This is a genomic window from Mesorhizobium sp. P2_H9, assembly GCF_056403215.1.
In genome coordinates, this window is the sequence record NZ_JBFUFX010000005.1 from 130,524 (window position 1) to 145,045 (window position 14,522).

Genomic DNA, 14,522 nt, shown 5'->3' on the forward strand with positions numbered 1-14,522 from the left:
TGAACAAGCCAGAAACGTGGGTTCGATTCCCATACGCCCAACCATATGGGGCGTTCGTCTAGCGGTTAGGACGCTGGCCTCGATTGAAACGCCGCTCCCTTCGGGTTGAGTGGCGTTTCTGTTTCTAACCCTCGGGATCGCTTTCGATAACCACACCGACCGCGGTCCTGATCCGCAACTCCTCCATCATGGTTCCCACGGCGGCCCTTCGGCCGACGTCCCGAACCATAACGCGATCCAGCCCCCAGTTGGGATCGCCCTCGGTGCATTCCAGAATTCGTCTGAAGATGTCATCCGTCTTCCTCGACAGAAGCTGCTCGGGTCTGGTGCCCGGCTGTTGAACCACCTCCTGCGCCCTCACCGCGTCGGCCCCATCAGGGCCGTAAAGCCAAACATAGGATTGGTCCGAAAGATCCAGCATCCGCTGGCACTGCCCCCGCAGTTCCTCCATCTGTTTCGGCGTGCGGGTGACCTCGCGCCATTTGGCCTGGACGAATATCCCTTTCGAAAAGCCGTTGTTGGAATTGTCCATGATGCCGATATACAGATCTATGCCGGTCGGCTTTTCCAGCGACCCCGGTCCCTTGTCGGGAAACTCCTGCGTCACAACCCTGACACGCCGGTGAAGGACCCGCATATTCTGCAGCTCCTTTTCCAGAAGCCCGGCTATGCGAGATGTCAGCTGATGCTCCTGCGTCAACGCTTCGAAGTGTTCCGACACCGCCTGATCTATTACGCTGCGTAGTATGGCTGCAATCGTATCGCGTTGACGACGTGTGAGCATGCTGTCTCCCCCTGCTAGACCAATACCTCAGGCCAATAGAAAATGGCAGCCCAGAGGACTGCCATTTGTTGGGACCAGGCTTACTATTACTCTGCTGTGACAGCCTGCGACTTCGAATCGATAAGTGATCTGACTCCGGATTGGCCTTGGCTTGATGGTAGAACATGTTGGTGACGTCAACGATCAGGGCGCCACCGATGTTGGTTAATTCGAGCATCCCAGAAAATTCGGCGACTACGATAGAGCTCGAAGCATCGACATGCTGGCTGCGCCGCGACCGGCGAAAGTCCGCGCGTGGTATGGTCTCAGTGTGAAAGTCCCATTTCACACTCTCGGACAGTTCGAAGGAATTTTGACGTCTGCTTTTGGGAACCCTGCATGACAGTCCGCAAATGACCGACATGACGCGAAAAGCGGTTCTCCTGCTTCAGAGCAAATAAGGCGCGCTGCAGCCCCCCTGCAAGGGCCAACGAGCGGCCGCGCAACATCCCCCCAGACACACTCCAGAAACAAAATTCAACAGTTCGGAAAAACTGGCGAAAAGATCGGGTGGCATAAGCTGCCGCGGTCGGGATTCCGGGTTGTTCCTTTTTGGCAGCGTCGGTCCTTCATCAACAATCGCAGCGGCGGCAGGGCTGAAAAAGCCTGCTCCAGCGGGAACAGCCGGGCGTTGCCCGGCCAGGACGAAAGAGTATGGAAATGGACTACGATATCGCCGGACTGGACAGCGACGCGGCAACGCCGATCGACGGCCTCGCGCTGGCAAGGATCGCTCCGGCACGGGCCGCGCAGGGCCAGGTGCTGACAGGCGCCGACTTTGCCCGGCAGCCGGGTGAGCGGCTCGATACGGTGTTCGAGCAGCTCGCCGTCACCTTTGCCGCGTTGCCGGCGGTGATCTCCGACGGGCGTGTCTGGACGTATCAGGAGCTGAACAGCCGCGCCAACCAGTTCGCCCGCATGCTGATCAAGCACGGCGTGCGGCCGGGCCATCGGGTCGGGCTCATTCTCGACCGCTCGGCGGAGACCTATGTCGCGTTGCTGGCGGTGATGAAGACGGGTGCCGCCTTCGTGCCGCTGGCCACCGCGTTTCCGCAGGAGCGGATGACGCTCATCATCGAAGACGCCGGCGTCAGCATGATCGTCACCATCGCCGCCTATGCGTCGCGCGCCGGTCAACTGCCGGTTCCGCATGTGCTGATCGACAGCGCCGCCACCGAGATCTCCGCCCAGTCGCCTGCGCCGCTGAAGCCGCAGGCGAAGACCACCGACGACATTTGCTACATCCTCTATACCTCGGGCACCACCGGCAAGCCCAAGGGCGTGGTCATCAGGCACCAGAGTTTCGTCAACTTCATACACGTCGCCGCCGCCTCCTACGGATACCGGCCGGGCGACCGGGTCTACCAGGGCATGACCATAGCCTTCGACTTCTCCTCCGAGGAGATCTGGGTGCCGTTCGTCGCCGGCGCGACAGTGGTGCCCGCGCCTGGCCAGATGCCGCTGGTGGGCGAGGAACTGGCGGATTTCCTGCGCCTCCATGACATCACCTGCATGGCCTGCAGCCCGACCTTGCTGTCGTCGATGACATCAGACGTGCCCAGCCTGCGCACGCTGCTGGTGGGCGGCGAGGCCTGCCCGCACAATCTGGTGGTGCGCTGGTCGAAGCCGGGCCGGCAGATCCTCAACACCTATGGCCCGACCGAAGCCACCGTCACCGCGACGATGGGGGCGCTGACGCCGGACCGTCCGGTGACCATCGGCGCGCCGTTGCCGACCTATTCGATCGTCATTCTCGACGTGTCGCTGCCGCAACTTGCCGAGCCAGGTGAACTGGGCGAGATCGGCATTGCCGGCATCGGGCTCGCCGTCGGCTATCTCAACCGTCCCGACCTGACCGACCAGAAATTCATTGCCGATTTCGTCGGCCTGCCGAACAACCCGTCGCAGCGCATCTACCGCACCGGCGACCTTGGCCGGATCAACGACAGCGGCGAGATCGAGTATGCCGGGCGCATCGACACGCAGGTGAAGATCCGGGGCTATCGCATCGAGCTCGGCGAGATCGAGGCGGTGCTGCTCGACCAGCCCGAGATTGCGCAAGCGGCGGTCACCACCTGGGAGATCGAGCCCGGCCGCGTCGAACTCGTGGCCTATTACGCGCTTAAAACCGGCGTAGCGGCGATTTCCCGAGCGGATCTCGCCCAGACGATGAAGCGGCGGCTGCCGGATTACATGGTGCCCTCCTATCTGGAGGAACTGCCTGCCATCCCGATGACGGTCTCCAACAAGGTGGATTTGCGCCAGCTGCCGAAGCCGACGAGCGTTCGGCTTTCGGCCGATCGCGCGATGGTGCCGCCCGCCAATGAGGACGAGCGTTTCCTGGCCGAGGCGCTGGCGACGGTGCTGAAATTCGACGCGGTGTCGGTCGAGGATCACTTCTTCGACGATCTCGGCGCCAACTCGCTGCTGATGGCGCATTTCTGCGCCCGCGTGCGCACCAGGAAGGAATGGGCGACGACGTCGATGCGCGACATCTATCTCTACCCCACAGTGGCGCGCCTGGCGCAGCACCTGGGCGTGGCGGACGAGATGACGACGGCCACCGACGAGCCTGTCCTCACCCGTCAGGCCTCGAACCTTGCCTACTGGACCTGCGGTGCGGCGCAGCTCTCGTTCTACTGCCTCTACAGCTACGTCGCATTGTGGGCCATCAATGACGGCCTCAACTGGATGTATGACGCGCTCGACGAACCGCTGCAGCTCTATTTCAGGTGCGTGGCGCTCTCGGCCGCCGTGTTCTTCGGCATGTCGGGCTTTGCCGTCTTGGCGAAATGGGTGCTCATCGGCCGCTGGAAGGCGGAAGTGTTTCCCATCTGGGGCCAGCGCTACTTCCGCTTCTGGGTGGTCAAGACCTTGATCCGCACGGCTCCCGTCGTGCTGTTCCGCGGCAGCCCGCTCTACAGCCTCTATCTGCAGCTGCTGGGCACCAAACTCGGGAAAAACGCCGTCATCGAATCGAAATCCGTGCCCGTCTGCACGGATCTCATTTCGATCGGCGCCAACACCATCCTGCGCAAGGAATCGATGATCCTCGGCTTCAGGGCGCAGTCCGGCTATATCCACACCGGACCGCTGACCATCGGCCGCGATGCCTTCGTCGGCGTCGGCTCCACGCTCGACATCGACACCCGCATCGGCGACGGCGCCCAGCTCGGCCATTCGTCCTCGCTGCATCGCGGGCAAAGCATACCGGACGGCGAGCACTGGCATGGATCGCCGGCGGTGCCGACCACGGCGGACTATTGCAAGGTGCGCAATGTCAACCCTTACCAGCTCCGGCGCTTCCTCTATGAAACCCTTCAGCTGGTCGGCCTGTTCGGCCTTGTCACCCCGCTGCCGCTGTTGTTCCACAGCTACTGGGAATATGTCGGCGACGACTATCAGGAGACGATCGGTCTTGTCGCGATCGGCACCACGGTCACGCTTTTCGGCTATATCGCCGTGGCCTTTGCGGCGGCGACGCTGGTGCCGCGCCTGACAAGCCTGCTGTTGAAGCCGGGCCGCACCTACACGCTCTATGGCTTCCGCTACTGGCTGCAGACCGTCGCCGAATTCACCAGCAATTCGCGTGTGCTCGGGCTGCTGTTCGGCGACAGCTCGGCCATCGTGCACTACATGAGCGCCATCGGCTGGAACCTCAACAAGGTGGTGCAGACCGGTTCCAATTTCGGCTCCAACCAGCAGCACGAAAACCCGCTTCTGTGCGAGATCGGCACCGAGACCATGGTGTCGGACGGGCTGTTCATGATCAACATGCACAAGTCCGCCTCGGCCTTCCGGCTCGAGCCGACGCGCATCGGCGAACGCAACTATCTCGGCAACAACATCTACTATCCGCCGGATGGACGCACCGGCGACAACGTCCTGCTCGGCACCAAGGTGATGATCCCCATCGACGGGCCGGTGCGCGAGAATGTCGGCCTTCTCGGTTCGCCTGCCTTTGAAATCCCCCGCATGGTGAATCGCGACAAGGAGCTTATCGCCGGCGTCGACGAGGCGGACCGGCGCCAGCGCATCCCGTTCAAGAACCGTCACAATCTGGTGACGATCCTGCTGTTCGTGGCAACGCAATGGGTCATGCTGTTCGCCACGCTGGCGATCTGGGACCGGGCGCTGAACTACTATACCGAATGGGCTGAGGTCGCCCTGTTCGTCGCCGTGATCTTGACCTCGGCGATCACCATTCCGTTCTACATCCTGGTCGAGCGGGCAAGCCTTGGTTTCCGCCGCCTGAAGCCGCAGATGACGACGATCTACGATGTCGCCTTCTGGCGCCACGAACGCCATTGGAAGCTGGCGGATTCGCCGATCGTGCGCCTGTTTGCCGGCACACCGTTCCGGCCGATGATCCTGCGCATGCTGGGCGTCAAGGTCGGCAGCCGAGTCTATGACGGCGGCAGCAATCTGACCGAGCGGTCGCTGGTGGAGATCGGGGACGACGTCACGCTCAACGAGGGCTGCGTCATCCAGGCCCACTCGCTGGAAGAAGGCGCGTTCAAGTCGGATTTCATCCGCATCGGCGATGGCTGCACGCTCGGACCTTCCGCCTTTGTCCACTATGGCGTGGTGATGGGCAAAGGCTCGATGGTCGATGCCGACTCCTTCGTGATGAAGGGCGAAGAGCTGGAGCCCAACTCGATCTGGCGCGGCAACCCGGCCAAGCTGCATCGGTTCGTCGAGCCGGTGACGGGAGATGGCGCCAGGGCATCGGCTTGACGAGTACAGACATCCGTCTGGTTTCGGTGACCGGGGCCAACCGGGCCTTGGTCGCGGCCCTGCAACTGGCTCCGGATCAGATGGATTTCGTCGTCAGCAATGCGGAGTCGCTCGACGAAGCCGAAACTGACGCGGACGCAAAGCCGCGCGTCGTCATGGCAGGGGATCGCGTCGTCGGTTTCCTGATGTACGAGGCAGACGACGATGAGGCGCGCATCAACCGCTTCATGATCGATCGCGCCCATCAGGGCCGAGGTTACGGCAAGGCCGCGTTGCGCGAAGTGCTGGATGAGATCATGGGGCTCGGCCACATCAGCCACGTTTCGATCTGCTACGAACCTGGGAATGAAGCGGCGCGCCACCTCTATCGCGCTGCCGGTTTCGTCGAAGAAGGGCTGGACGAGGACGGGGAAATGATCGCCGATCTCGCCCTGCCGGGATAGATCGACCAGCCATGACACGGCCGCTCGACGTTGACGCGAGCCTGTCGGCGCAGACATCGCTGCTGGCGGCGATGGTCGCCATGGCGCCGATCGGCGTTCGCATCGGATGCCGCACGATACGCGAAGGCGATGAGAACCACCTGCTGCCGCAGGAAGCTCGCTCCATCCCGTCACGCCAGCCGCCGATGCGGCGGGCGAGCGGCGCGGCGCGGTGGATCGCGCGCGGGCTGCTGGCCGATATGGGCTTGAACGATGTCGCTGTTTTGCGCGGCTCATCCGGTGCGCCGGTATGGCCCCAGGGGATAACGGGGTCGCTGGCTCACGACGACGAGATGGCCGTGGCGGCAGTCGCACCCATTGGCCACATCGCCTCGCTCGGCATCGACGTCGAGCCCGCCCTGCCCTTGCCCGACGAAATCTTCCCGCTCGTTGCAACCACTGCGGACCGGACCGACGCAACCGACCGGCGTCTTGCTGGTCGCATCCTGTTTGCCGCCAAGGAGGCCGTCTACAAGGCTGCCTACCCGCTTGATCGCGAGGTGCTGGGCTATGAGGACATCTCCGTCGATCTCGACGCAGGCACCGCGATGACGACGACCTGCCGCAGAGCGATACTTGTTTACTGCGTTGCTCCGCGTGTCGTCGTTCTGGCGGTCGTCGACGGTGGCCGAGGCACGTCCCTGTAAGCGCGAGAGGCGGCCTGCGCAGTGCTTGGCCAGGCCAGCCGAGTGCGGATCAAATTAGCTAAACTTTTATTAAACTATATGGGATCACCCTTGGCGCGCCTACAGTCGCAGACGGCGGATCACAGGTGATGTCGCATGGCGCGAAACCCGGAAACGAAACTCGACGATCACAGCCTGATAACGTCGATATTGGTCAAGAGGCATCGAGCGGAAGCGCCCGATATTGTCGACGCCGACGAACTGAAGGAGCGGACGGCAGAGCTCGCACTTGTCCTGGATCTCGCTCACCAGGCATTCGCAAAGAAAGCGCCGGCAGGACCGATCGTCGACCGTCTGGCAGGCCGGCTCCACGAGCTTCGCAGGCAGTCTGCTCCCGCGGTCTGGCAGGCACTCATTCCCCTGGCCCAGCAACATCGCGTTGCCGAATATTTGCTGCAAGATCCGTTCACGCGCTGGTCCTTCGAAAAGCCGCGCGGCTATTCGGGCGATGCAAGCCTGCTGGACATTTACTACAAGCACCCCAGCGCCGACGAGATGGTGGCTTCTTCGACCCCGCTTGGCCAGGAGATCTACGCCTATACGAGCGAGGCGGCGAGTTCTGCTGCCGGACGGGAACGGCGCAACATCCTCGCCAAAACGGTGGACGAGACTGCTTGCCGGGTCGGGAATGCCGAGGTGCTGGCGATCGCCTGCGGTCATCTGCGCGAAGCCGAACTCTCCGAGGCGCTCTCTCAGGGGAAATTGAAACGCTGGATTGGACTGGACCAGGATCCTGTCAGCGTCGGCATCGTGAACCGCGATTTTGCCGGCACGGTGGTCAAGGCTGTGGAAGGCTCGGTGCGGGGCCTTCTTCGCCGCGCCTACCCTCTTGGCGCATTCGACCTCGTCTATGCCTCGGGTCTCTACGACTATCTGGCGCCCGCTATCGGCATCCGCCTGTTTCAGAGAGCCATGGAAATGGTCAAGCCCGGTGGCGAACTGCTTTTTGCCAATTTCAGCGACGAGATCACGACCGATGGTTACATGGAAACCTTCATGGATTGGCCGCTGATCCTGCGTTCGGCCGACGATATGTGGGACATCATCAATGCCGCGGTCGACAGGAATTGCGTAGACGCCGAAGTGTTCTATGGATCGAACCGAAACATCGTTTACGGCAAGGTCCGCAAAGCGTGATCCCAGGATGTGGACGGCGGTGACATTCCGGGTCGGCGGTTGACACCAGGCACCAAGTCCGGGCGCCTTGGGTTCTTTGGTCGAAGGTCTCAGCCATGACGTCGAGAATTTCGGGGTGAACGCCGGGCAACCGCCGCCATCCAGCTGTCAATCAAACAAATTTAAGAAAAATGTCCGGGTCGCGCGAAACATTCCGTAAGGCCGGCTCCTTATGATTGTGATTTTCGTGAGGCTAGGCGCGACCGCAACGCGGAACATCAGCGCTATCTTATGAAACGGGGCGTAGAATCCTGTCCAGCCGGAGCGAATCATTAGGATCTGTGCATGACCCAAACGTTGGCCGATGTGGTTGAAGACGAAGTCCTTCCGCAGCGGCAAGAGCCACTTCCGGGAGACCTGCGCAAGCTTTACCGAATGGAGGGCGAGAGTGCCCGCAGAAAGGCTGCCCGGCAGGGGCTCTGGCTCGCGGTTGCGTGCTATCTCTCGTTTTCCGTCACCGATATACTGCTGATCCCGGATGTCGCGGCTTACACGATCGGCGCGCGTTTTGCGGTCAGCGCAATCGCGCTCGTCGTCCTCGAAACACAGTATCGCCTGGGGTTCAAAACGGAAGGGCTTGATCTCACCTGCGCGGTCGCCCTGGTCTCAGGCTATATAGGTTGGTTGATTCCGGCGATAACGACCGGATACACCCAGAATTTCTCTTACTTCATGATTTTTGGCTCCATCTTCATGATGGGCGCCAATCTGTTCTTTCGATTCCAGTTTGTCCTTTCGATTGTGTCGTCTGGCGTGGTCCTCGCCGCGTTCTTCGTCGCTCTGTATTTGTTTCCTGCGACCTTGTCTTACCAAATCGCCCTCGGGACATTTTACATCTCGTGCTTCACGTTTACCTCCTACGTGAACTGGAAGCTGAATGAGGAGCGCTACAACGTCTTCCTGAATGCGCTGGAAGCCAAAATCCAGCACAAGGAGGCCACCGAACGCGGACAGGCGCTGCTCAATCTGTCGAGAACCGATCCCCTTACAGGTCTCCAGAACCGGCGGGCGATTGACGAGAAACTGCGGGACTACTGGAGTGGCTGGCAGAGGTTCGGCAACAGTTTTGTGGCGATTCTCATCGACGTCGACTTCTTCAAGAAGTTCAACGACTGTTACGGCCACCAAGAGGGCGACCGCTGCCTGATCCTTGTCGCCAACGCCCTTAGCGAAATGATCAAGGGGTACAATGGCTCAATCGGCCGCTACGGTGGCGAGGAATTCATTGTCCTGGCTCGCCTGGAAGAGAAAGAGCAGGTCGCGGACCTTGCCGAAGCCATTCGCCGCACGGTGGAGGATCTCGGCCTTACCCACGAACTGCGGCGGGACGGTATCTCGGTTGTGACGGTGAGCGTTGGGGCTGCGTTCACCCGGCTGCAGACCGGCGCCAAGCTGGAGAAGATCATCCACGAGGCTGATCGCGCGCTTTACCTGGCAAAAGCCGGCGGTCGAAATTGCGCCCGGCTGTTCGATCCATCCGACCCCCAGAGCAGCGACGAGAGCGAGAACATTGCCGCTTTGCTGAAGATCGCGATCGGCCAGGATCTCGTTTCACTCGTTTATCAACCTATCCAGGATGTCGCATCGGGCCGGGTCGAGGCGGTGGAGGCGCTGATGCGCCTCAAAATGCTGGACGGCACATCGGTCCCGCCGAGCCTGTTCATTCCGGTCGCGGAACGAACCGGCGCGATCCTGGAACTCGGCCGCTGGGCAATACGGACAGTGTGCGCCGAGCTCCTGGCGGACGATCACATCAGCGTCGTCAGTGTCAATGTCTCTCCGATCCAGCTCAAGACACCCGGCTTTGCCACCTCGGTTGCGGCCATTCTGGGCGAGACCGGCGTGGGCGGCAGCCGGCTGGCCTTCGAACTCACCGAGGGGCTGGAGATCGAGATGCACTCGGACATTCTGCGCTGCATCAGCGACCTCAAGCTGCTCGGGGTCAGGATATGGCTCGACGATTTTGGGACGGGTTTCGCAGGCCTGTCGTGGCTTCGTCTGATCGATTTCGATACGGTGAAGATCGACCGCTCGTTTCTTCACGACTGCGCCGCCCCCAGGGGCAAGGCGATGCTCCAGGACATTATTGCCCTGGTCCGGAATCGCGGCCACAAGATCCTGGTCGAAGGGGTGGAAACCGACGAGCAGATGGCGCTCATGCGCGATTTCGGCATAGACAAGATCCAGGGCTTTCGCGTCGGCCGCCCCGCTCTGGCCAAAAGTTTCCAGACGAAACAGACCCCCTACAAACGCACACTCACTGTCGTCAAGTCCGCATGACAGCGGTGCCGGCGGCGACCCGGCGGTGCCTATCGCGCGACAAGCTATCGAGACTGGCGGGCGCCACTTTGCCGGATCCGCTTCAGCCAGGGCGCCAGGTGGAAGCCGCTCATCAGCAGGTACATCGGCACCATTCCGCTGAGTGGTGAAACACCCTGCCCGCCCATGCAGAGCATGGCGGCATCGCCACTGAGGATGCAGGTCAGCAGCGCCATGACCGCGAAAGTCGGCGCCGCTACGAGGGATATGAGATCAGCTGCGCCGAGCGCGGCCTCGCCGGCGCCGTCTGCATGAGGCTCGCTCATGGTCTGTTTCCCTTGATACCACGGAGGCAGCAGAAGCCCCGCTAATCCACGGAGCTGGGCTCGCGCAGGCCAATTACTCGGCGCGGTCGCGGAATGCCGCCTCGCCTGCGTCCGACACCTCTTCCCATTTCTTGTCGGGCGCCGCGTCATAGCTGTCGTGCCARTTCCACCATTTGTAGGTCGGGGTCTGCGGATAGCCTTCGGGCGAGTCCTCCCAGACCTCCTGGCGGCCGAGCGGCGTGGCGTCGAGGTAGTTCCAGACGGTGCCCATCGCCTCGTCGCCGCGGCTGTTGATGAAGTAGGTGCGAAACACCCTGTCACCGTCATGGATGAACACGTTGTGGCCGTGCCATTCGGCGACGCCAAAATCGGCGTCAAAGCTGTCGGTGATGGTGTACCAGGGCATCTTCCAGTCCATCCGCTGCTTCAGCCGCGCAATGTCGGTCTGCGGGGCGCGCGAGGCATAGACCAGCGTGGTGTCGCGGGCGTTGAGATGGGTGAGATTGCCGACCTGATCGGCGCCCATGGAACAGCCGCGGCAGGCGTGATCGGGCCAGCCATGGACGCCGGGCTCGAAGAAGGCGCGGTAGACGATCAGCTGGCGGCGGCCGTCGAACAGGTCGAGCAGGCTGGCCTTTCCGTCAGGCCCTTCGAAGACGTATTTTTTCTCGACTTCCATCCACGGCATCCGCCGCCGCTCGGCGGCCAACGCATCGCGAGCGCGGGCCTGCGCCTTTTCCTTCACCAGCAAGGCTTCACGCGCGGCCTCCCACGCCTCCTGCAAGACGATCGGCGGTGTCTTCATGGCGAGCCGCGCCGAGCCTCCCTCGCCTGTGCCATTCGTGTGACTGGTCATCGTTCTTCTCCTCTCTGCCGTTGCTTGCGGGTCGTGAGTTAGGGCGCGCGTGCCAATTGGCGATAAAGGCGATGGTATCTCGCTATTTTCCGGGCTCCGAAGCCACCTGCCCGATGGGGCGCGCACCGGCCATATAGCGATCATTATCAAAGGGTTCGGCCTGGTTGCTTTCGAGGTCCCACAGATGCCGGTGGGTGGCCGGCAGGTTGCCGAGATAGACATGCAGCGCGCCCGAGCGCGCATTGCCGGTGTTGGCCACCGAATGCACGATGTGCGGCGGCATATGCATCACGGCGGGCGCGGCGATGTCCTGCCTCTCCGGCACGTCGATCTCGCTGCCGATAGTGGGATAGATGAAGTTGGTCTCGCTGCCCTTGTAGATGCCGATCAGCACATCCATCAGATGGTTGTGCGGGGGATACTGCAGGCCGGGCGACAGCGTGATGTGGTAGATCGTCAGATTCGGGCTGGCGTGCAGAAGCACTTCGTCGTCGTCTTCCTCATGCGCGAGCACGCCCGTCGCGTGAAAACGCCTGGTATGGTCGTGCAGCACCGTCCTGACGCGTTCGAACGGATCGGGGGCTTGCGCGGCGTTGACGATATCATTGGTTACGGCGTAGAGAGGCGAGCTGGGGGAAAGAGACATTGTCAGTTATCCCTTCTGAGATGCTCAGTGCAAATATCTGAGAAGCTCACGCTAGCGAATGCCGATACCGGCGTCAACTGGGGCCCAAACGGAAGACCAACATGACTCCTCCGAAAGCCGCGGCGGCATCGACCGCCGACATACTGCGCAGCGAAGAGGCCTATGAGCAGGTCAAGACCGATATCGTCGCCTGCGTGCTGCGCCCCGGCGAAAGCCTGACCGAAAAGCAGATCGGCGACCGCTACCAGATCAAGAAGGCGACGATCCGCTCGGCGCTGGCCCGTCTGACGCAGGAAGGGCTGATCAAGAGCGAGCCCAGGCGCGGCTATGTCATCGCGCCGCTCAGCCTGCGCGACGTCAACGAAATCTTCGATGTGCGCAGCCTGATCGAGCCGGAAGTGTTCCGTGTCGCTGCATCGGGCCTCACCGCGCGCGGGCTGGAAGATGTGAGACTAGCGGCGAAGAAGGTGCTGAAGCCGGAGACGCTGCGCAGCCACGTTGCGTTCCTCGCCGCCGATCGCGCCTTTCGCCTGGCGCTGGCGGAGCTGTCGGGAAATCTGCGGCTGGCGCGCCTGCTCGATCAGATACTCGACCAGTCGGAGCGCGTTCTCCATCTCGGCTTCAAATCGCGCGACCTGACGCAACTGATCATCAGCCAGCAGCAGGAATTGGTGCTGGCCTGCGAGGTGGCGGAGGTTTCCGGCATCGTCAAACTGGCGCGTTCGCAGTGCCTGCTGCTCAAGAAACAGGTGCTCGAAGCCTTGCTTGCCAGCGCCAAGCTGCAGGAAGCCAATCTGCAGACCTTCGCATAGAGCCTATTCCCATCCCGATGAAAGATCGGGATGGGGCTCTATCTTCCCTCACTGTGTAGGCGCCTGCTAGGACGTCGCACGCAGGTTGCGGCGGGCGCGCCGCCTGTGTGTTGCGCGCGCCGCCTCGGCCACCGCGCCGTTGATTTCGACCACGACGCCTTCGCGCGGCTTGGCGTTGGTGACCCTGTGCAGGCGCTCATAAGGCAAGAGCTCCTTGATCCGGGCATTGAGCGACGCGACTTCAGCTCGCAAATCCTCGCATTCCTGCCTCTGGACATCGTACTGCATTTGTTCAGATGCCTGCTGCAGGGAAAGCTGCGAATAATTTGCGTTCACCGCCGAAAGGTTAATCTTGTCGCTCTCGCTCTCCTTCATGAGCGCAGACAGTTTTTCATCCGCAACCTGCTTTTCGGCCACGGCGTCGCTCCATTGAGTCCGAAGCGTGGCTATCTCGGCAGCCGCTGCGCTGCTCTCGTTCGAGGCCAGCTCCAGTCGCGACTGGAGGTTCTGAATTTCAGAACGCAAGCCGTCCATCTCCAGGTGATTGCGGGTGAGCTCGGCTTGCGTGTCACTTTCCATGAAACGGGCCGCTTCCGTCATTTCCGACAGCTTCGTTTGCGCCATCTCGAACGATTTCTGAAGCCGCATTTCCTCCTTCTCGCTCTTGCCAAGCGCAGCCAGCAGTTCCGAAAGTCGCACCGCCTCGCTGGCATGAATCGTCGAGAGCTCGTCGAGCCTATGGCGCGTCTCGGTTTCCCGCTTGTGCGCCTTGTCGAGTTCAATCTGCAGGCTGACATGCTTTTCCCGCAGCATCTTGTTCTCACGTAAGCGTCTGTTGGCCTCGACCGTCTTGGCCGCTAGCGTCTTGACGACCTCGCCGAATTCCGCTTCGCGTTTTGCGCTTGCATTGGCTGCCTCGACCAGTTCCAGCCTCACTGCAGCCAGCGCAGCTCGAAGCGCCTCCTTGTCCTGAACCAGGCCCGCCTCATGCTGCTGCAAGACTTCGACGGCGCCTTCGCGCTCGCGCAGCTTTCTGGCCGCATCGTGGAGCTGTTCCGACAGACCTCTTTGGTGTGCGGTCAGGCCGGTATTTGCCAGTTCCAGTTCGTTAGCGCGAAGAACATCGCCGTGGAGGATGTTCAAGAATTCGCGTGTCAGATGGTGCGAAGTCGCGATCTCCGACAGTTTCGCGTTGATCTCCTCCAGATAGTCCTGGGCATCGTGAAAGAGCCCATCAACCGCACTCAATGCAGCCAGCCGGGTTTGCGTGTGCGAAGTCAGCAGCCGTACGGTCTCTGGACGATCCGCACCGTTCTCTGGCTGGGCGTTGTCGTTGTTTGTCGCGAGATTCTCGTCCGCGTTCTCCGGCGGCGACTGGTCGTCTAGTTTGAGACACTCATCGAACGCGTCCGCCAACTCGGCTTCGAGCTTCTCAAATGCTCTGTCGGAATTAGCGGCACGCTTCATCAACCCCTTGAAACTCATGGCCTAACACTCCTTACACTCCCTCCATTTTTTTTACTTAAGGAATTGCTAACATTCCTTTTTACATCCTCTTCTTCCGTTGGGGAAGCCCCACCGAGCCCTGAGCAGCCTTGGTTGATCGATACGCTCTTGGGCGCCGGCGCAGCAGACGCGACGCTGGCCCGCAGTTCACCCTGCTTGCGTTTGGCCTTGGTGGCGCCGCCCGTAAGGCAGATATCCGGTCACCCCCGCGCA

Annotated in this window: 11 protein-coding genes; 6 read left to right on the forward strand and 5 right to left on the reverse strand. The window is 61.6% G+C overall.

The features are described from left to right. Window positions 1-124: 124 nt before the first annotated feature. Window positions 125-784, reverse strand: coding sequence for a hypothetical protein (locus AC1DXN_RS10845; protein ID WP_477273568.1), 660 nt, complete (start codon window positions 782-784; stop codon window positions 125-127). A 693-nt stretch (window positions 785-1,477) separates the two neighbouring features. On the opposite strand from AC1DXN_RS10845, the gene AC1DXN_RS10850 reads away from it, so the two are divergent. The 5 genes from AC1DXN_RS10850 (at window position 1,478) to AC1DXN_RS10870 (ending at window position 10,184) form a co-directional block, all read left to right on the forward strand. Beyond that, the gene (locus AC1DXN_RS10850) at window positions 1,478-5,560 is read left to right on the forward strand and encodes a Pls/PosA family non-ribosomal peptide synthetase (RefSeq protein WP_477273570.1); all 4,083 of its coding nucleotides are present in this window, start codon (window positions 1,478-1,480) and stop codon (window positions 5,558-5,560) included. A 47-nt stretch (window positions 5,561-5,607) separates the two neighbouring features. Continuing rightward, a complete protein-coding gene (locus tag AC1DXN_RS10855; RefSeq protein ID WP_477273572.1) occupies window positions 5,608-6,003 on the forward strand; it encodes a GNAT family N-acetyltransferase in 396 nt (131 codons plus the stop codon). A gap of 11 nt (window positions 6,004-6,014) precedes the next feature. Beyond that, window positions 6,015-6,689, forward strand: coding sequence for a 4'-phosphopantetheinyl transferase family protein (locus AC1DXN_RS10860; protein WP_477273573.1), 675 nt, complete (start codon window positions 6,015-6,017; stop codon window positions 6,687-6,689). 135 nt (window positions 6,690-6,824) lie between these two features. Next, window positions 6,825-7,865 carry a class I SAM-dependent methyltransferase gene (locus tag AC1DXN_RS10865; protein ID WP_477273575.1) on the forward strand — a complete coding sequence of 347 codons (1,041 nt, stop codon included), beginning with the start codon at window positions 6,825-6,827 and terminating at the stop codon, window positions 7,863-7,865. Between the two features lie 324 nt (window positions 7,866-8,189). Beyond that, a complete protein-coding gene (locus AC1DXN_RS10870) occupies window positions 8,190-10,184 on the forward strand; it encodes a putative bifunctional diguanylate cyclase/phosphodiesterase (RefSeq protein WP_477273577.1) in 1,995 nt (664 codons plus the stop codon). A 44-nt stretch (window positions 10,185-10,228) separates the two neighbouring features. Here the strand turns inward: AC1DXN_RS10870 and AC1DXN_RS10875 are convergent, their stop codons facing one another. The 3 genes from AC1DXN_RS10875 to AC1DXN_RS10885 all read right to left on the reverse strand — a co-directional run bounded on the left by AC1DXN_RS10875 (window position 10,229) and on the right by AC1DXN_RS10885 (window position 11,991). Beyond that, window positions 10,229-10,489 carry a hypothetical protein gene (locus tag AC1DXN_RS10875; protein ID WP_477273579.1) on the reverse strand — a complete coding sequence of 87 codons (261 nt, stop codon included), beginning with the start codon at window positions 10,487-10,489 and terminating at the stop codon, window positions 10,229-10,231. A gap of 73 nt (window positions 10,490-10,562) precedes the next feature. After that, the gene (locus AC1DXN_RS10880; protein WP_477242672.1) at window positions 10,563-11,345 is read right to left on the reverse strand and encodes a DUF899 domain-containing protein; all 783 of its coding nucleotides are present in this window, start codon (window positions 11,343-11,345) and stop codon (window positions 10,563-10,565) included. An 82-nt stretch (window positions 11,346-11,427) separates the two neighbouring features. Continuing rightward, complete coding sequence (locus AC1DXN_RS10885; protein ID WP_477273581.1) at window positions 11,428-11,991, reverse strand: autotransporter; 564 nt, start codon at window positions 11,989-11,991, stop codon at window positions 11,428-11,430. A 101-nt stretch (window positions 11,992-12,092) separates the two neighbouring features. On the opposite strand from AC1DXN_RS10885, the gene AC1DXN_RS10890 reads away from it, so the two are divergent. Then, complete coding sequence (locus AC1DXN_RS10890) at window positions 12,093-12,803, forward strand: GntR family transcriptional regulator (protein WP_477242670.1); 711 nt, start codon at window positions 12,093-12,095, stop codon at window positions 12,801-12,803. Window positions 12,804-12,869: 66 nt separating this feature from the next. On the opposite strand, the gene AC1DXN_RS10895 is transcribed toward AC1DXN_RS10890, so the two are convergent. Beyond that, complete coding sequence (locus tag AC1DXN_RS10895) at window positions 12,870-14,288, reverse strand: coiled-coil domain-containing protein (RefSeq protein WP_477273583.1); 1,419 nt, start codon at window positions 14,286-14,288, stop codon at window positions 12,870-12,872. Between the last annotated feature and the right edge of the window lie 234 nt (window positions 14,289-14,522).